This window comes from Lapidilactobacillus luobeiensis (assembly GCF_024345205.1).
In the GTDB taxonomy this organism is placed as follows: Bacteria; Bacillota; Bacilli; order Lactobacillales; family Lactobacillaceae; genus Lapidilactobacillus; species Lapidilactobacillus luobeiensis.
In genome coordinates this window covers 69,903-88,270 of the sequence record NZ_BROC01000011.1, presented here as the reverse complement: position 1 = coordinate 88,270, position 18,368 = coordinate 69,903, and the positions used below count along the sequence as shown (strand labels likewise).

The following is an 18,368-nucleotide window of genomic DNA, read 5'->3' as shown; positions in this document are numbered from 1 at the left end:
AAATAAAAACCAGCAATTTTATTATAGTACAGATAGAGATTTTTTGCGCCTTTTTTCGCTTGCAGTTTCATTAAAAATAAGTTGAATGCCAGAAATAGCCAAACAGATGTGGCTCCAAAAAAGAATTGGATCAATGACTTGGATCTGATCGGGTCAATTGTCATGATCGCCTTTCTATTCTTTGGTACGTTTTATAAAGGTGATGGTGGTTTTTATAGCGTTAAGTATAATGTGACTGGATACAAAATGCTATTTAACACTGACTTCATTATGGGAACATTGTTATTGTTATGTCCCGCAATAACGTTGATTACAAATTATGTCACGGCAATGAAGAAATCAGAGAAATTGATCAAGTTAGTGATGCCGATCTTAGCGCTGATTTTGGTTTTCGTTCTAAAGTCACAGCTTAGTAGTGAATTGGATTATTCAGGTGGAAGCATGGGTCTGGGTTTCAGTGGGATCGTTTATCTCATTGCCGGATTGGTCAGTCTAATCGCTGCAGTAGCTCGATTCTTGAATCAAGATCTAAGCCAGAAGATCAAAGGGAAAAAATGATGTTATTTAAACATGATAAAAATGTGTCTTTAGTCACGGTATCATTATTGGGGGCGATGCTATTCTTGGGTGGTTGTCAAAATAAATCAGCATTGGGCCCTGAAGCAAATAGCGGACAGACAGGAAACAAGACAAGTCAACAAGCAACGTTAAAAAAGAAAACAAAGCAGCGGCATTCAAAAGGGGAAACTGATCATAAAGAAAGTGCTGCTGAAACAAGTGATGGTAAAGAAGCAACAGATGATATCGCCGCTCGCATAAGTAAGAAATATGAACGGGTTTATGGAAACGAGCGACAGCAACAGGCTGATCAACAAAACACCAATCAGGACAATCAGTCAGAACAGTTGCCGGATGGCTATGGGCGTACCTCTAATGGTGCGCTGATATATTCCGCTGATTCTGAGCTTGTTTTGAATGGGCAGGAAACGGTCTTAAGAATTATTAATCATTCTCAGAAATTTGCAGATCTTATTCAGCCCAAGGATCAAGATCCAAAATTTAGTGTCGAAGATTATGTTGAGGAGTCAGAGATGACTCATTTCAGAGTTGTTGATGCTAATGATGGGTCATATTATATCGCCACTTATATCTATGCTAATGGTAATATGACCGTTCAAATGTTCACTTTAGACCCAGACGGGACAGAACAAGAATATTTGGCGGGAGAATTACAGAATGAGAATTGGTTTAATGAGGGGTTGTACCGAGCATCAGAATAATTGAAATTGACTAAATTCGGACAAGTCATTGTTCGAATTTTTTTGTGGTTAATTGAAATTTTGAAAGTATTGTGCCGAGTATGGGAACACTCATTTTTTTGAAAAGAGAGAAACGTCATAGCTAATAATATGGAATGACCTACATATGCTTTTTTGTAATGAAACAAGATTCGATATAAGTATTGGATATAAAAATGATTGCCTCGTATACTAGATTTCAGCAAGTGAGTTGTTCGTGACTGAAGGATCCAGTTGGGGAGAACATTGCTTACTGTAAGACGAGGAGGTCCAAGATGACAATAGAAAAGCCGATTTTGGCGCGAGCGCTTGCTGGCGAGCGACTAACATTCAATGATCCCGGGTTCGCGCAGATCAATGCGACTATGATGCAAACGGAAGCGTTGCTCGGTGATTTCGATCAGGCCGGAACAGACGCTGCCCGGCGGGAGATCTTGAGTAAGATCGTTGGTTATTCGGTTCCTGTTAGTAGTGATTTTCATACTGGGCTACGTTGTGACTTTGGTCGGCATCTTTTTATTGGTCAACGGGTTTTTGTCAATCAAGGTGTGACGATGATTGATCTCGGCGGGATCTATTTAGCTGATGATGTTCTGATCGGGCCGAACGCGACTCTGATCACGGTCAACCATATCGAGGATCCTAAGCATCGCCGCGATGTTCGACCGCAGGCGATCCACCTTGAAAAAGGCGCTTGGATCGGCGCCAACGCAATGATCTTGCCTGGCGTGACCATTGGTGCACAGGCTATTGTTGGCGCTGGATCAGTTGTCACCAAGGACGTTCCGGCGGCCACCATTGTTGTAGGTACGCCGGCACGTATTTTACGCCGTATCAAAGAGGAGGAGCACTGATGGCAGCACCAAAAAAATCACGAGCAGTAGCAACGAAGTGGCTAAGAATATTGGGAGCATTGCTGGCTCTGGCGCTGATCTTTGGCGGGGTCTATTGGGGAACGCACGTATTGAATGCGACTCGACAGGCACCGAGTAAACAATTGCCTCGTTCAGAGCAAGCAGGCCAGCAACTAAATAAAACTGCGACCAATAGTTCGGTGAGCAATAGGGCAACGACGGTTCCTGCCAATCAACGGATCACGGTGACGTTCGGCCAGCATAAGTTACGCGCCCAATTGAATACCAGTTCTCTGGCCACACAATTATGGCGGCAGCTACCATTGAAACTAGATTTTAGAGAATTCAGTAGCGGTTTTGCGGAGAAAATTGCTGATCTCCAGCGGCCCTTGTCAATAAAAGGATCGCCTGACGCAGCTGATCCACAGACCGGTGATTTAGCCTACTGGTCGCCAGAACCGCGAGTGGTTCTTTATTGGGGCGATGTCGGTGAATATTCCGGGGTCCATCTACTTGGTCATTTCATTGACCGCGCTGCCGCGGCTAAAGTCATTGAACAACAAACTGGTGATTTTTCGGCGCAGATCGTTGCTGGTTGGCGCTAAGAGCGGCGCCTGACCCACACAGAACCTAGGTCGTAAACGATCGTTAAAGCAAAATTCCTGCCAGTTATCTGCTTGAAAAATAATTGATTAGAACCAAATCGCTCCTTGCCTTCGAGTGCGCTCGAAGTCTTATAATGAAATTGATAGAAATAAAATTGGAGGTTTTACAATGAAAACAACGATTTTTATGGAGCCTGGTAAAGTAGCGCTTCAAAATAGACCCATGCCAACGATCCAAGCCGATGATGACGTGATCCTCAAGGTCGTTCGCGCCTGTGTTTGTGGCTCTGATCTTTGGGCTTACCGTGGCTTTGATAAGAAAGAGACCGGTTCATTGAATGATGGTCATGAGGCAATCGGAATTGTCAGTGAAGTTGGCGCGGCGATCACAACTGTCAAACCTGGTGATTTCGTTATTGCGCCATTCACGCACGGTTGCGGTCATTGCGCGGCTTGCTTGGCTGGCTTTGAAGGTGGTTGTCAGAATCATAGTGATAATTTTAGTTCTGGGTTTCAAGGCGAATATGCGCGTTACCAGCATGCCGAATGGTCACTGGTCAAAATCCCCGGTCAACCGCAAGATTATAGTGAAGGGATGCTAGCTTCACTTTTGACTTTAGCTGATGTAATGGCGACTGGTTATCACGCCGCTCGGGTCGCCAATGTTCAAGCAGGCGATACTGTGGCCGTGGTTGGTGATGGCGCTGTTGGGCTCTGTGCAGTGATCGCGGCTAAGATGCGCGGTGCTAAGCGGATCATCGCCATGAGCCGCCACGAGGATCGGCAAAAATTGGCGTTGGAATTCGGCGCGACTGACATTGTTCCAGAACGTGGGGATGAAGCGGTCGCTAAAGTGCTAGCCTTGACCAACAATGCTGGTGCGGATGCGGTTTTGGAATGTGTCGGGACAGAATTGTCCACAGAGACTGCGATCCGGATCATCCGTCCAGGCGCTGCTGTCGGTCGGGTCGGCGTGCCACACATGCCCAAGATCGATGTGGCTACGCCATTTATGCAAAATCTGGTGTTAGCTGGTGGCCCTGCTTCCGTCACGACTTACGATAAGCGCCTCCTGCTTAAAGCCGTGCTTGACGGTGAGATCGACCCAGGTAAAGTCTTCACCAAGAGTTTTCCGCTCGAACAAATCGATGATGCCTACAAAGCTATGGAAAACCGTGAGGTCATCAAGTCGATGGTCGTGGTCGCTCAGTAACAAATGATCATAGTTTTTTAACGTCACAGTAGGTTCAAGGACTGGATAAGAGCAAATCTTATCTGGTTCTTTTTGACTAAAGCTTGCTTAAATGAGAAATGCGGGTGAAAGAGGATCTCTGTTCAGATAAAAAAATAGTTGTTTTCAGCGTTTTCAAATCACAAATCCGTCTGAAAAAGAGTAAGATAGAAAATATGGTTTTCTATTTTCAGAATATAATTTGATTTTTTCAGGAAGAAGCGTTGGCTTTGTCGAGTTCAAAACGGAATACATTGATTGTCACTTGCGCCCTATTACTTTCCAACGCCATGAGTGGGCTGGATAATACAATCATTAATACAGCATTGCCCGCAATTATTTCCGATTTACATGGTATCGAAATGATGGGTTGGATCGTGGCGATTTTTCTACTGGGGACGGCAGTCAGTACCCCCTTGTGGAGTAAATTCGGGGAACATGTTGGCAATAAGAAAAGCTACCAATTAGCGGCAATGTTTTTCGTGGTCGGATCCTTATTAGAAGGGCTGGCGCCAAATATGACCGTGTTGATCGTGGCGCGTTTATTGGCGGGGATCGGCAATGGCGGCGTGGTCTCGTTACCGTACATTATTTATGCGCGCCTTTATCCGGAACCGCGGAAACGCATGCAAGTGTTGGGCTTTGTTTCCGCCAGTTATAGCATGGCTACGATCATTGGACCGTTAGTCGGCGGTTATCTGGTCGATGTGTTGAGCTGGCACTGGGTCTTCTATATTAATGTGCCGATTGGTTTATTGTCGGCGATCTTGGTGCAGATTTTTTATCGGATCGATGACCGACGGGAACAGGTCCAGCCAGTGGATTACTTAGGTTGTATCTTGCTAGTGGTTGGCTTGGGCAGCTTATTGACCGGGATCGAATTGGTCGGCAGTTCAAATATGGGCTTAGTCGTCGGATTATTTATTTTCGCGGCGCTGTGTTTAGTCACCTTAATTCGCTTTGAACGAAATGCGGTGGATCCGATCATTCCTGACCGTTTGTTCAAAAACCATGTCTTGGTCTGGGATTTTATATTATTTGCGCTGATCTGGGGTGCGTTTGTTGGTTTTCTGATTTACAGTCCTATGTGGGCACAGGGCCTTTTGGGAACGACGGCCTTAGTTGGCGGTGCCACTCAGATTCCCGGATCGGTGACGAATTTTGTCGGTTCTGGTTCAGTTGCTACTTTTCGTAAATGGTTTTCACCACAACGGGTGATCACGATTGGGATCGTCACGCTAACGATTGCTTTCTTGCTGATGTTACTCTGGGGCATCAAGACACCCTATTGGATCCTCTTAGTAGCGGCCGCTTTTGAAGGCTTTGGGAATGGGATGTGCTTTAATGAACTACAAGTCAAAGTGCAACAAGATGCCGAGCGCCAAGATGTGCCAGTAGCGACGTCTTTTAGTTTCTTGATCCGGATGTTGAGCCAGACCTTTACTGCATCGATCTTTGGCTTGATCATGAATGCGGCTTTACGGCGCGGTGTGCAACAAAGTCAAGGAATGGTCACAATGAAAATGATGAATAAATTGAGCGATGCTGCTAATTTGAGCAGTTTACCAACAAAGTTGATCCCGCAAATGCGGCAGATCCTCCATCAAGGTCTCCAGAATATCATGTTACTATCATTGGGACTGATGCTTGTTTCCTTAGGCCTTAATCTTTGGATCCAGTATCACCAAGGCCGTAGGACGCCGGCTAAAGATTAGATCGAGCAGATCAAGATTCAAGCCGGACCCAAGCTAGATCGGCATTGATCGAACCAAAAAAGTGTTACACCTGTTCGGTTCAAGGTGTGACACTTTTTTTGGCGTAGATTCAGTTTTCGATATTGTTGGTTACGAACCAAGCTTATTGACCACGGCGAAGGGATGGCTCGGTCAACCAGAGCATAATGAAATTGATCAATAAAAGTCCAGCCGTAGTAATGAAGACAACATTATAGTCGAACCAACCGGCCAAAGCGCCACCCAATAAAGCGCCGAACATATTGCCGAGTGCCTGAAAGGACTGGTTCCAAGAGAAAATCGCGCTGGTCGCACTGACTGGAGAATTTTTCGTTAAAAGGGTTTGGATCGTGGGGAACAAGGCACCATCAGACACACCCACGAGTAGACGTAAGATCCCGAGGACCCAGACGCTGGGGATCAATCCTTGGGGAATGTAAACCAACACGGCGAATAGATAACCGGCGATCAGAACTTTACCGGAACCATGTTTGTCCCCATAGGAACCCAGCCGTGGCGCGGCAATGATATTTGAAATACCAGGAAGAGCAGCGATGATCCCGGCCACTAAGGGCACGCTTCCGGTGTTATGCATCAGTTCTTTAACGTAAAGACTGATGATCGGCGAGATCGAAGCATTGCCTAGTTGGACGAACATCGTTGACAGTAAAAGTACGATGATCAGGCGGGGATTTTCAAATTGGCTGAGTAAACCGGACAGCATGCCTTTTTTCTCAGGATCGACGGTTCGCTTGATCGGGACAAAATCCTCTTTGACCAAGGTCGCGGAGAGGATCCCAGTGATCATCAGTAGCGCGGCGGTGATGAAGAACGTGTTGCGGATCGAGAAGGCCTCAGCCAAGATCCCACCAATGATCGGGCCCATCAACATCCCTGAAGTCGATCCGGTCACCAAGGTGCCCAGTGCTTTACCGGCATTGGCTCGCGGCGTTTGCGAAGCGATCAAGGCTTGGGCATTAGAAATATACCCGGAGAAAACACCTTGCAGGGCTCTTAAAGCGATCAATTGCCAAACATTTGTTGCCAAGCCCATTAAAAATAAGGCGACCGCCATGCCCCAAGAGGCGCGGATCAACATGATCTTGCGCCCTTTTCGATCGGCCAAAGCGCCCCACAACGGCGAAACGATCGCAGTCACAAAGAAAGTCGCCGCAAAAACCAAACCACTATAAAAAGATAATTGCGCCTTGGTGAAGTCACCCAATTCACCAACATAAAGCGACATGAAGGGCATGATCTCACTGAAGGAGATCCCCGCGATAAAAGTACAGGCCCAAAGTACGATTAAATTTTTTCGCCAAGGTTGTTTTTCTCGTTGCGCATCATCCATGTTTGATCACGCCTTTCCCAGTTATGTTGATCACCGCTTGAGTCAGTGCTTCATTAAAAGTCGTATCGGCAGATAGATCGGGCTGACTGAACAACCCCCACAGTTCATTTTGAACATAGCCGAAGATCAGCGCTCTTAGGTAGCGCGCTTGAGCGATCACTTCCCGGTCATTGTCGTAATAAGGCGCCAGTAAGCGGTCTAACACTAAGACCAACTGATGCAAGTGTTGACCAGCCTCGCTTTCCTGTTGATAGTTGATACCGCCGAAAGCCAGTTTGGTTAAATTCGGTTCTGCTAAAAGTGAATGGTGCAACTCACTGCCATAGATGATCAGGCCTTGTTCACCACTGATCCCGACCAGAGCCGTATTTAAGTCAGCGGTCAGGTTATCGAGAAAGGCGATGATCAAGGCAAATTTCAATTGTTCCCGATTACCAAAATAGGCGTAAAGCGCTTGGGGGCGCACACCTAGCAAACCGGCCACATTGCCAAAATTTAAGGCGGACGCGCCTGATTCGTTGACGACCTGGCGGGCCACTTCGATGATCCGTTGTTGATTAAGATTGCGTTTTTGCATGATAAGTTGAGTTACCTCCTGACAAACGTCTTCTATTTTACGCCTAAAAAAAATAAATTACAAACAGTAAATTAAATTTACGATCGGCCTTGTAACTTACGCTACATTGGGCGGAGCACTGATCTGACCTCAAAAGTTCTTGCCTAGGTGCTGTTAAAAGCAGCCATTAAAAATAGGACTGTCCGAAAGTATCGGCGGTCCTAGAGATGATACGGAGTGTGTCGTTTTTGCCGACCATCACTCAATGTCCTTGGGTGATGGTCAGTGAGTGACTTTAAAGTGAGGCATTGCCACCAGCTACTTTGGCGCAACAAAAATATTGGCAATTGACTGATGGCGCCGAATGAATAGGAATAACGGCTTATCGAATTTATGGTGAATCCGGCGCCATTTTTTTCATATAGGTTAAACCGGAAATTAATTTAAATATTTCTTCAATTCATCTTGATGGGCTTTGGCGTCGTGATGACTGCCCAAACTATACATGATCGCGATTGCGTCATTAGCTAATTTCAGGCCGTTCTCTTTGTCGCCAGTGCGGAGGGCGTAAAGACCCTTAACGTAATTGAGTTTATTCCGTTCGTAATAAAATTTCGTTCCGGTTAAAGAACTCTCGGCCATGGCAATGATCGAAGCGATTTGGTCCAATGCATTTCTATCTAACAATAATAGGATCACGTTGATCGCGAGCAGTGCCAATTCATTCCGATTGGTGATCAGTTTACTAAAAGCAGTGGCCTTCCTAAAGGCCGATTTACATAAAAAGCCAACTGTTTCTGCGGAAAAACAGAAAACCCCGTTATTAAATAATTCAAGTTCGTAGTGGCTCCAGTCGTCGACTTGAAGCAGATAGTTGGTTATTACTTTGACCTGATCATTATCAAAGGGCACCCCATTAATACTGTTTAGCCACTGCTGCATCAGGATTATATTGTATTCATGCCGATAGTTATTGTCTTGTTGAAGAAAATCTTGCTCCCGCTTTATCAACTGAGTCAAGAGAAAGGTGTCTTCTGAAATGACAGCCTCGTTACATTCGTGAAGAAAGACTCTTTGGGAGCGTTGATTGATACGATGATTCTTTTCGTCAAATTCGCGTAGATTAACGTTCAATCTGTCGAGCAAACTAAGAAAATTAGTTGCAGAAATATCACTATTGCCCCGCTCATATTTTGACAGAAAGGGCACTGAAACAATTCCCTTGGCTGTGTCTGTTAACGTCATATCTTTAGACTGTCTCAACTCACGTAGGGTTACGCCCAAATCATTACCATTCATATGTGAACACCTTCCTTTATTCAAGTATAGCACTTCTGGTGGTTTAACCTATAGGATAAAAAAACAACCGCCAAATTTAACCCGGGATATGATACAGGTATACAAACGTAGCAGATAACTAATTGGAAATTGGAGATGTCACATACGGAAAATAAAAAGAGTGAGAGCCGGCCTGCATTGCTTCTGAGCATAGCCTAGCAACTATTATGGAGGCTGGTTTGTGCCTCCGGAATAGTTGCGTAGCTAAGCGGAAGAAGCTGGTGTTTAAAAGCGGACAAACTGACTGTCTATTCAACAAATACCAATCTGCGCATTATATATTGAATGTTCCGTTCCATACGATGAGTTAGCTCTAATTCACCAAAATATAACATGATTTTTGTGCGGGATCTTCCAGCTGTAAATATTCACCCAAGCTTGTCTAGATTAGATTACTGGGTTTAGATTAAATAATGATTGAAAATTTTTGACTTCATTCTAATTTGGATTTATTATTCTGGCAATCTTAGGTGAACTCGTGGCCCAAACACAATGACGATCTGATTTATTCAATGATTTTTCTTGCGAGAGAATATAATATTGACGGCAGGATTCAAGGAATAAATCCAATGCTAGATTAAGTTCTAGCTCCAATCTCCAAATATTGATTCTGTTTGACTTAGGAATTGAAATTACTCAACCGCTTTTTCTGTGGCACAAATGCAAATTAGGATCAATTAAAAATTTATTGGGGACTCGGATAATGCTTTATACATTATCATTCGAGATATTTCCAAGACACTGTAGGAACACGAAGTATAGTAGTTGATGATGGATGCGGGGTGAGTAAATGAAGCAATATCAGATCAAAAGTGAACTTCACTGGCGTTTAAAAGCGGACAAACTGACTGTCTATTCAACAAATACCAATCTGTGCAAGGAATTACTGGTTGACGATCCAGAGGGAACATTCAACTTTTTGAATTTTATTGGCGAAGCGCGGAGTGAAAGCGAGCTGGCTGAGTATCCCTTTTTGACAAAAGAGGAGAAGACGCAAATTATCGATTTCCTGATTGATCATCAATATCTCCGGATGGAAAACGCAAAAACACCAATCGAATTGGAACGACTGGATCGTTTCGTATCAACCTTCCCACATCAGGATTTCGATGTTTATCAAGGGGAGCTCAACCAGGCGAAAGTCTTGGTCATTGGCCTGGGCACGGCAGGAAGCTACCAACTAGAGATGCTCCATAAAATTGGACTCAAGCATTTCACGATCATTGATGGCGACCAAGTAGCCTTGGAGAATTTGTCCGCACAGAGCTATCTGGCAAGTGATGTTGGCCATTACAAAGTCGACGTTATTAAAAAGCGCTATGAAAGCGCAAGTGTTGAGATCACGAGTATCAACGAGTGCGTGCGGACCTATCGTCAACTGAAGGAACTGGTGGATCTTGAGGCTTTCCAGTACGTGATTGACTGCGCCGATGATCACTATCTGGCCTTAAACATTGTGGAAAACCTGTTTCATGAATTTCCCAAAGCCAAACTGTTTTTAAACGAATATACGGTTCTGCAACAATGCAGTTTGATGATCACCGCGCAAAACTGGAAAGAGCTGCACAGCAAGCTTGCGACTGGTTTGACTGCGGACGACGGCGCGCGTGATTTGTGCAGTAATTCCGGCGCGATTTTTAACTCATGGTTCTTAACCTTTTCCATCGCAAAAATGATTTTCGATGACCTGTTCGAGGTGGGGGATGCGGATTATGCGTTTGCTGACTTTCAACTGAATACGTACTTCGTTGGCAATAAATTCGCCAAGAATCTGTACAGCGAGTTTGAAACCAAAAACAAACGCCAGTATCGTTTCGTCAATCACCGGAGCGCGCCCCATGAGTCGCCGTGGATCGGTCCGCTGAATGAAATAACGGTCTTTGATCCCAAGTTAGTGCGAATGCCGATCCTATCGGCTGAAAAGAAGCGCCTGTTAGCTGAGCCAAGTCAGTCTGAATTGTTGAAACACAACCTAATGATCAAGGATACCTATCAAGCTCATGCAAAAGTGTCCTTTAGCGAAGTAGAACAAACATTTCTAGACTTTCTAGAGAAACACGTGTCGCTCGCCGCTCGTTTGAAAGTAGAACAAGCCATTTCAAATAACCAGGTCTACATTGGCAATAAATCATTTTTGAGGCGTGAATCATATACGCTTAAAACAGCTGACAAAACGTTGGTTTATTCCGTGGAAGATCCGCAGAAGCCAACGACCCAGACGCTTTCAATCATTCATGAGTTACTCCATTTGGTCTATTTTGACACTAGCGAGAATACGCGTGATCACGAAAATTTTGTCCGCGCCATGCAGACGGCCTTTTTCCTGGACAATTTGGGAAAGCCGGTGGTTAGGCAACTAGCGCAAGCGTATCTGCAAGAAACCGTGAATGCTTTCATCGGGATGGCCTACACTCTCGAGTACGAGAAAGCAGTCCTACGCCAGCAAGTTCCTTTGTTTTTCGACCAACATCCGGAAACCCAAGACAATGTCGCGGAATTTCTCAATATTTTGAATCATTATCTCAATCGCTTTAGCCCCTTCGAGCTGGAGCGCTACTATCAACCAATTATTGACAACACCAAGGAACTTACGAAATTGGAGGAGTTACTTTATGAAAGCAGTCCTGAGTAATAAAATCGCCAGAAGCTTTGTGGGATCATCCTTTATCTCGTTTTTCGGAGATACGATCTTCTACTTGGCCATGGTGACCTTTGCGGCAACCACACCTAATCCTAGCTTCGCCATTACGGCAGTCACCTTCTCAGAATCGATTCCCAGGATCCTTGATGTTGTCTGTAGTCACTACGCGCAACAAACGAAACGAAAATACGGGTTATTGATCCTGGCAGACTTTTTACGAGCGGCTATGTACAGCGTGATCGCGATCATGTTTTTTACCGGGGTTGCTGAAAAAACCTTTCTGGTCATTGTGGTGATCAATTTCATTTCAGACATGCTGGGGAAATATCGCAATGGTTTGGATATCGCCTTGTTTACGACCAACGTTTCCCAGGAACTTTTTCAGCCGATCAATACGCTGGAACAATTCGGCTATCAACTCATCAATGTTTTTGCGCTCCTGCTAGGGGGCATCATCCTGTCCTTCTTATCCTATGGCGCTTTTGCCTCGGTCAACGCGGCTACCTTTATTTTAGCCGCGCTGATCATGATCTCGATCCACGCGAAAATAAAAGTCCCCGCCACCGAAGCAACGCAAAAAATCGGCCTATTTCCGGGGTTGAAAAATACCATCGTGATCCTGAAGCAAAAGCCGATTATTTTTCAAAACATTGCCCTGTTCGCCTTTCTGAATGCCTCGCTGTCTACCATGTCACCGATCGCCCAACTTCAAATCGCCCATCATCCGAAGATGGTGATCGGTTCCTACAGCTTTACAGTGGCTTTGATCACGGGCAGTGTCTTGGTCGGATTTTTGCTAGGGAATCTGGTTTCAAAACCTGCTCAAAAAATCTTCCACAATAGTACGACCCAGTTACGACTGGCAATTCTATTGCTGATCCTAGCAATCGGGAGTATTGCGACGTTTAATGCTTGGATCATCGTCGTTTTGCAAGTTGTTTTTGGCTTGAGTATCGGCGCTGCCACACCATCATTCATGACGGAATTAATGACGAGCTTTGAGCCCGATGAATTGACCGTAGTCGCTGGATTCATGAATTCAATGGTTGGCTTAGCGACACCAGTCCTATCAATGACACTGATGTTGGTGGCAAGCACGGCCTCAGTCAACGTTGCGCTGATCGTCTTTACCATCTGCGCACTTGCGGTATTCAGTACGAAATATTTCCTTACTGGTGATAAACAGAAAGCGGAAGAAGACCAAATTGATGACTAACGATCCGAACTAAGCAATATAATAAGGGCGTGAGCCGACTGTCACAAACCGAATAGGCGAAAGCCTAGAACGAGCTGACGTGGTCATTGTTCTGCGTGACGATTTTTAACTGTGAGCTCTTAGACTCAAATAAAGGCGGTCCGACCAATTGGTCGAGCCGCCTTTATCTGGTGCCTACTAGTTGTAGCGACTTGCTGGAGCCCTACCAAATCTGCTTACTCCCAGCGCCACGCGCAGTACAAGCCGCGTTTAAGATAATCTTGGTAGTTTTCTGCCGCGTTTCACCGCCACCAAGATCATCTCAAAAAAATTCCGCAACGGACTTGTCAAAGCAAGAAAAAAGATTTATAGTGTATATACACGTAAAGCGGGATTGATAGTTAAAAAATAATTGAGGTGAATGATCGTGACGCATCATTTTGAACAAACTTGCGCGTATTTCACGGCGGCTCGGTATATGCGGACAGTGGAACAGGTCGCTGATCGGATTTTCGCGCCGACTGGGTTGAAGCCGGCGTACGCTTATATCATGATGGCATTGGAAGATGAACAACCGCAAACGGTGGTACAACTGGCCCAGCGCTTGGGTTATGAGCGTTCGTCGCTATATCGGATGGCGCAAACGCTGGAACGCCAAGGACTTTTGCAAATGACCAGTACTGGTCGAGCTAGTAGTTTAGCATTATTGCCTGCCAGCGCGGCCTTTCTCGAAACCGCCAATCAGTGCTTAGCGGAATTTGGTCAGTATACGGATACTAAACTAGGCGCTGATAAAGTGGCGATGACTTGTTTATTAACGAGTAATAATCAGAAATTAAGGAGTGAAAAACATGATTAGTTATCATCGGTTAGAAGTTTCAGGGTTGTCGATTTTCTATCGTGAGGCGGGGGATCCTAATTTGCCGACGATGGTGCTCTTGCATGGGTTCCCTTCGGCCAGCCATATGTTTCGAGATTTGATGCCTTTGTTGTCCGATCGCTTTCATTTGATCGCGCTGGATTATCCGGGTTTCGGGCAATCGAGCATGCCTGATCATCAAGAATTCAGTTACACGTTTGAGCATTTGGCGGCGGTCACGACTGAATTCTTGGCCAAATTAGAACTCACGGATTTCTATTTGTATGTTTTCGATTATGGCGCGCCGATCGGTTTCATGATTGCAATGGCGCATCCCCAATGGATCCGCGGGATCATCAGCCAAAACGGGAATATCTATCAAGCCGGTTTAGGCGAAAAATGGGCGACCCGACGCGATTTTTGGGAACATCCAACGGCAGCCAAACGTGCCAGTTACCGTAGTGCCTTCGCGCCGGAGACAATTAAGGGCCAATACTTGACCGGCACACCTGCGAACAGTGTCAGTCCTGACGGCTATACTTTGGATATTGCCTACACGCAGCGACCAAATTATGTGGAGAATCAGTTGGATCTGATTTTTGACTATCAAAATAATATTAAGAAATATCCGCGTTTTCAGGCTTACTTGCGCCAATACCAACCGAAACTGTTAGCGGTTTGGGGTAAAAATGATCCCTCATTCATTTATCCTGGCGCGCTGGCCTTCAAACAAGATGTTCCTGATGCTGTGGTTAAATTGGTAGATAGTGGTCACTTTGCCCTAGAAAGTAATAGCGTGGAAATCGCTGCGTTGATCAAAGCAACTTTTTGAGTGCCGGTGTGCTGGACATCGTTTGAATTGATTTAGAACGGCTGGTTCCTATTCTTGAACCTGCGCTTGATTGCAGGTGTAGGTGGGTTTGAGTGTGGACGCAACCGCCTCAGGACGTTTGTCGTGGCTGGAACGCGGTGGGCACTGTTTTGAGCCAATCCGCAAGCCCGGCGGCTTGTCTCAAAATCAGGCCTTATTCTAAGCGATAAATCGCTAAGAATAATCTCACTGCTGAGCCACACGCCCTGAGGCGGTTGCTAGGCAGCATTGAGCCTATCTGCAATCGAAGTTGGGTATTTGACGAAGTGCATTTGCAAGATTGAGGTCAAACAATTGCCCTCTTTTGAGGTGGTACGGCAATGCCAACAGATTCGGATTAGGAGATCGGCCTATTTTGTGTAGGTTGAACATCTTTATCCGCTCCATAAACAATCATTGGTTGGAAATCGACCGATTCAGTTGATTCACTGAGAACTAGGTCTGTTCATCAGGCAGACTGCGCTGGTGTCACCAATTTAAAGCTGATGACCACTAACCACGATTGTCAATTGCGTGGTTCCTCATCAATTGGCCATAGCTTACCAGTCGGCGTGAGTGCTCAAACGACTATGATAACGTTGAGCGGCTGGAGCGGAGAAATTCGGGGTGAGATCGCCGTGAGATTGTCCTTGGCGGCTCTGCCGCTTAGGACAAGGCTCAGCTTTGAGATTCGCGGGTTTTGCGAAGCTCAAAGTGACGCCCACAGCGAGCTCACCCCGAATTTCGCAGCGCAAGCTGCGGCCTAGGGCCTAGATAGAAACGTGCAAACCACCCTAGCTTCTTGCGCTTAACTACGCAATTGTTCCGAAAGCAAGACCCAGCTTTCAAAACAATTGCTAGGTTAATGCTCAGAAGCTGCCCAGGGTGGGTTGCACTCTAGCGGCAAATACTGTTGTCCATTTTTATCTTGCGTTATACTTGGTTAATGTAAGCTGAATCTGTTTAGCAATGGGAGGGTCATTATGGCAACAATTACGATACCGACGCAGATCGAAGTGCGCGGCGGTCAGGTTCATAATCTGAAAAACATTGATGTTGATATTCCCTTGAATAAATTTGTCGCGATCTCCGGCCTCTCTGGTTCTGGAAAAAGTTCGTTGGCGATGGGAATCTTGTACGCGGAAGGGTCACGGCGCTATCTTGAAGCGCTCTCGACCTATACACGGCGGCGGATCAGTCAGAATAAACGATCGCAGGTCCAAGAGGTGCGACATATTCCTTCGGCGATCGCGTTACGCCAGCGGCCGACAGTACCTTCAGAGCGTTCCACCGTTGGTTCAATGAGTGAAACCTTCAACACGGTTCGCTTGATTTTCTCCCGGTTGGGTTCGGTGGTGTGTCCCAATGGGCATCGGCTCGCGCCCAGTTTGAAGATCGCTCAGGTGATGGATCTGGCGGGGGACAAAATGGGGGTCCTGACCTGCCCAACTTGTGGCGTGAGCTTCATGGCCAAAGGCGCCGAAGATTTCGCCTTCAATTCTGGTGGGGCTTGTCCTGAGTGTCAAGGCACGGGCAAGATCCGGACGTTAGATGAGAGTAAGTTGATCGGTGATGATTCGCTGACTTTAGATCAGGGCGTGGTCGCGTCTTGGCATTTACCAGGACGGAACTTCATGCCGACCGTCGCGGCCACTATCGGCGTGCGCACCGATGTCCCTTACCGCGAGCTGACCGCGGCCGAGCAACAAATTGTCTTGCATGGTGAGAAGAAACAGTACGCGGTTGATTTTCACACTAGCACCGGCCGGGTCTTTCACACGGACAAAACCTTATATGAGAACGCCTATGATGCGGTTTACGACTCTCTAAAAACTGTCAAAAGTGAGCGGGCGATCGCCCAAGTCAACCAGTTTTTCCACTTTGAAACTTGTCCCACCTGTCATGGCTCGCGGTTGAATCCGGAATTGTTGAATCAATTGGTCGGCGGGTTGAATATCGCGGAAGTCGCGGATTTGACTTTAGGCGCGTTGCAACAATGGGAGACAACCACCAAACAGGAATTGCCAGGCAATATGACAAATTTAGCGGCGATCTTGTTCAAAGATTTGAGTGATAATGTGCGACCGCTACTAGAATTGGGCTTGGACTATCTGACGTTATCTCGGAGTGGTAATACGTTATCGACCGGTGAATTGCAGCGGATCCAGTTGGCGAAAACCTTGCGGACTGAGACAACTGGTGTTCTTTATGTCTTGGATGAGCCTTCGATCGGGTTGCATCCCGACAATATCCAAGGCCTTTTGCAGATTTTCCGGCAATTGATCGCGCAGGGCAACTCGCTGGTCGTGGTGGATCATGAAGTTGATATTGTGGCCGCGGCGGATTGGGTCGTTGAGATTGGTCCGGGGTCAGGTGATGCTGGTGGCCAGATCATCGCTCAAGGCACGCCTGCTGCCTTGACGAAGGATCCACAGTCGTTGATCGGTCCCTTTATCGCCGGTAAAGCCAATATTTTCCACGCCAAGGTCGCGCCGGTCGTGACTCAGCCCCAGTGGACCCAACTGAAGATCGGTGATTATTTCAATCTCCATGATATTAATGTGGCCCTGCCGGATCACCAAATCACCGCGGTCACCGGCTTTTCCGGCGCGGGGAAAACTAGCCTGATTTTGAACAGTTTATTACCGGCGATCAAGGCGCGGGCGGCTAAGCAACGGCTGCCGCAACAAGTGACCGACTTGACGACTGATCTGCGGCATGTGGTCAGCGTTGACGCGACGCCCATTGGCAAAAATACCCGCTCAACGTTAGCGACTTACACGACGATCATGGATAATTTGCGCCGGCTTTTTGCCAGCCAACCGGCGGCGAAAGCCAAGCATTATGGAATCGCTTATTTCTCTTACAACAACAAGCAAGGCGCTTGTCCCGATTGTGGGGGCCAAGGGACGATCACGTTGGACATTCAATATTTGCCAGATATGGATGAGGTTTGCCCCACTTGTCAAGGGGCGCGCTTTAACCAAGCTGTTCAGCAGATCAAGTGGCAGGGTTATTCGATCGTGGATCTATTGGCGTTGTCTGTTAAAGAGGCGTTGCCAATTTTTGCCAAGGTGCCGAAGATCCACCGCCAACTGGTCTTATTACAGGAGATCGGCTTGGATTATCTGCACTTAGGCGAGAGCACACCTAGCTTATCAGGCGGTGAAGCCCAACGTTTAAAGCTGGTCAACCACTTGAATCAAAAGCAACCAGATACTGTTTTTGTCTTTGATGAGCCTTCGGTGGGTCTGCATCCCCTGGACGTTCAAGTGCTCTTAGGGGTGCTCAATCAGTTGAAAGCCAAGGGAGCCACGATCGTGATCATCACTCATGACTTGGACCTTATGGCCAATGCTGATTACTTGATCGATCTTGGGCCTAAAGGTGGCGAGCAGGGTGGTCAAGTGATGGCGGCGGGTCGGCCGGCGGAATTGGTACAAGAACCGACGAGCTTGACGCTTCAATATTTAAGCCAGCATTGGCAGAAATTTAACGCGCATTCCCCGAAGTAAAGTGGCCACCTTGAGTACCAGCTAGTTGACACTTCGGCTAATTCTAGTTACGTTGATTTTTCCGCTAGTTGATCAGGCCCAGTAAATTTTATGGGTCCGATTTTTTGTGGTCGGACCTTGTCGTTCTGATTTAATCAGGCGTTGAAAAGTAATGAACAATAATGGTCTATGTTTAGTCGAAAATAATATGTTTCAGATCAAAAACAGGAATCATCTCGATCACGCTTCCGACAGGGACTAGAATAAGCCGAAAACCGTCACTTGATCCTATTATAAATAGAACCTAATTATTAAGGCTTGGTTAAGTTGTCGCGATAAAGTAATCAGAAAATTGGGTTTGCG

14 protein-coding genes are annotated in these 18,368 nt (G+C 46.3%); 11 read left to right on the top strand and 3 right to left on the bottom strand.

Going from position 1 to position 18,368, the window contains the following annotated elements:
• The first annotated feature begins 108 nt into the window (after positions 1-108).
• From OCU21_RS05595 to OCU21_RS05570, 6 genes are all read left to right on the top strand, one after another.
• Positions 109-558, top strand: a complete 450-nt coding sequence (locus OCU21_RS05595) for a hypothetical protein (protein WP_261806476.1) — start codon at positions 109-111, stop codon at positions 556-558.
• Positions 555-1,280, top strand: coding sequence for a hypothetical protein (locus tag OCU21_RS05590; protein ID WP_261806475.1), 726 nt, complete (start codon positions 555-557; stop codon positions 1,278-1,280). The genes OCU21_RS05595 and OCU21_RS05590 overlap by 4 nt, the downstream gene beginning before the upstream one ends.
• A gap of 293 nt (positions 1,281-1,573) precedes the next feature.
• Positions 1,574-2,152, top strand: a complete 579-nt coding sequence (locus OCU21_RS11270; protein WP_309297199.1) for a DapH/DapD/GlmU-related protein — start codon at positions 1,574-1,576, stop codon at positions 2,150-2,152.
• A complete protein-coding gene (locus OCU21_RS05580; RefSeq protein ID WP_261806474.1) occupies positions 2,152-2,757 on the top strand; it encodes a cyclophilin-like fold protein in 606 nt (201 codons plus the stop codon). The genes OCU21_RS11270 and OCU21_RS05580 overlap by 1 nt, the downstream gene beginning before the upstream one ends.
• 169 nt (positions 2,758-2,926) lie before the next feature.
• Positions 2,927-3,970 carry a zinc-dependent alcohol dehydrogenase family protein gene (locus OCU21_RS05575; protein WP_261806473.1) on the top strand — a complete coding sequence of 348 codons (1,044 nt, stop codon included), beginning with the start codon at positions 2,927-2,929 and terminating at the stop codon, positions 3,968-3,970.
• A gap of 308 nt (positions 3,971-4,278) precedes the next feature.
• Entirely contained in the window at positions 4,279-5,703 is a 1,425-nt protein-coding gene (locus OCU21_RS05570) for an MFS transporter (protein ID WP_373875470.1), read from the top strand.
• 142 nt (positions 5,704-5,845) lie between these two features.
• Here OCU21_RS05570 and OCU21_RS05565 read toward each other — a convergent pair whose 3' ends face one another.
• From OCU21_RS05565 to OCU21_RS05555, 3 genes are all read right to left on the bottom strand, one after another.
• Positions 5,846-7,072, bottom strand: coding sequence for an MFS transporter (locus tag OCU21_RS05565; RefSeq protein WP_261806471.1), 1,227 nt, complete (start codon positions 7,070-7,072; stop codon positions 5,846-5,848).
• Complete coding sequence (locus OCU21_RS05560) at positions 7,065-7,649, bottom strand: TetR/AcrR family transcriptional regulator (protein WP_261806470.1); 585 nt, start codon at positions 7,647-7,649, stop codon at positions 7,065-7,067. The genes OCU21_RS05565 and OCU21_RS05560 overlap by 8 nt, the downstream gene beginning before the upstream one ends.
• A gap of 417 nt (positions 7,650-8,066) precedes the next feature.
• A complete protein-coding gene (locus OCU21_RS05555; RefSeq protein ID WP_261806469.1) occupies positions 8,067-8,927 on the bottom strand; it encodes a helix-turn-helix domain-containing protein in 861 nt (286 codons plus the stop codon).
• 829 nt (positions 8,928-9,756) lie between these two features.
• On the opposite strand from OCU21_RS05555, the gene OCU21_RS05550 reads away from it, so the two are divergent.
• From OCU21_RS05550 to OCU21_RS05530, 5 genes are all read left to right on the top strand, one after another.
• Positions 9,757-11,598 (top strand): ThiF family adenylyltransferase, encoded by a 1,842-nt coding sequence (locus tag OCU21_RS05550; RefSeq protein ID WP_261806468.1) that lies wholly within the window; start codon positions 9,757-9,759, stop codon positions 11,596-11,598.
• Positions 11,579-12,823, top strand: coding sequence for an MFS transporter (locus tag OCU21_RS05545; protein ID WP_261806467.1), 1,245 nt, complete (start codon positions 11,579-11,581; stop codon positions 12,821-12,823). Before OCU21_RS05550 ends, OCU21_RS05545 begins: the two co-directional genes overlap by 20 nt.
• 406 nt (positions 12,824-13,229) lie before the next feature.
• Complete coding sequence (locus OCU21_RS05540; protein ID WP_261806466.1) at positions 13,230-13,661, top strand: MarR family winged helix-turn-helix transcriptional regulator; 432 nt, start codon at positions 13,230-13,232, stop codon at positions 13,659-13,661.
• Positions 13,654-14,493: an alpha/beta fold hydrolase gene (locus OCU21_RS05535; protein WP_261806465.1), complete on the top strand. Its 840-nt coding sequence runs from the start codon at positions 13,654-13,656 to the stop codon at positions 14,491-14,493. Before OCU21_RS05540 ends, OCU21_RS05535 begins: the two co-directional genes overlap by 8 nt.
• A 1,001-nt stretch (positions 14,494-15,494) precedes the next feature.
• Complete coding sequence (locus tag OCU21_RS05530; protein WP_261806464.1) at positions 15,495-18,026, top strand: excinuclease ABC subunit UvrA; 2,532 nt, start codon at positions 15,495-15,497, stop codon at positions 18,024-18,026.
• Positions 18,027-18,368 lie beyond the last annotated feature (342 nt).

Excerpts from the sequence above, each read along its gene's own strand:
- OCU21_RS05575 (WP_261806473.1), top strand. The coding sequence starts at position 2,927 with ATGAAAACAACGATTTTTATGGAGCCTGGTAAAGTAGCGCTTCAAAAT.
- OCU21_RS05535 (WP_261806465.1), top strand. The coding sequence starts at position 13,654 with ATGATTAGTTATCATCGGTTAGAAGTTTCAGGGTTGTCGATTTTCTAT.
- OCU21_RS11270 (WP_309297199.1), top strand. The coding sequence starts at position 1,574 with ATGACAATAGAAAAGCCGATTTTGGCGCGAGCGCTTGCTGGCGAGCGA.
- OCU21_RS05580 (WP_261806474.1), top strand. The coding sequence starts at position 2,152 with ATGGCAGCACCAAAAAAATCACGAGCAGTAGCAACGAAGTGGCTAAGA.
- OCU21_RS05550 (WP_261806468.1), top strand. The coding sequence starts at position 9,757 with ATGAAGCAATATCAGATCAAAAGTGAACTTCACTGGCGTTTAAAAGCG.
- OCU21_RS05530 (WP_261806464.1), top strand. The coding sequence starts at position 15,495 with ATGGCAACAATTACGATACCGACGCAGATCGAAGTGCGCGGCGGTCAG.
- OCU21_RS05545 (WP_261806467.1), top strand. The coding sequence starts at position 11,579 with ATGAAAGCAGTCCTGAGTAATAAAATCGCCAGAAGCTTTGTGGGATCA.
- OCU21_RS05565 (WP_261806471.1), bottom strand. The coding sequence starts at position 7,072 with ATGGATGATGCGCAACGAGAAAAACAACCTTGGCGAAAAAATTTAATC.
- OCU21_RS05570 (WP_373875470.1), top strand. The coding sequence starts at position 4,279 with ATGAGTGGGCTGGATAATACAATCATTAATACAGCATTGCCCGCAATT.
- OCU21_RS05590 (WP_261806475.1), top strand. The coding sequence starts at position 555 with ATGATGTTATTTAAACATGATAAAAATGTGTCTTTAGTCACGGTATCA.
- OCU21_RS05560 (WP_261806470.1), bottom strand. The coding sequence starts at position 7,649 with ATGCAAAAACGCAATCTTAATCAACAACGGATCATCGAAGTGGCCCGC.
- OCU21_RS05555 (WP_261806469.1), bottom strand. The coding sequence starts at position 8,927 with ATGAATGGTAATGATTTGGGCGTAACCCTACGTGAGTTGAGACAGTCT.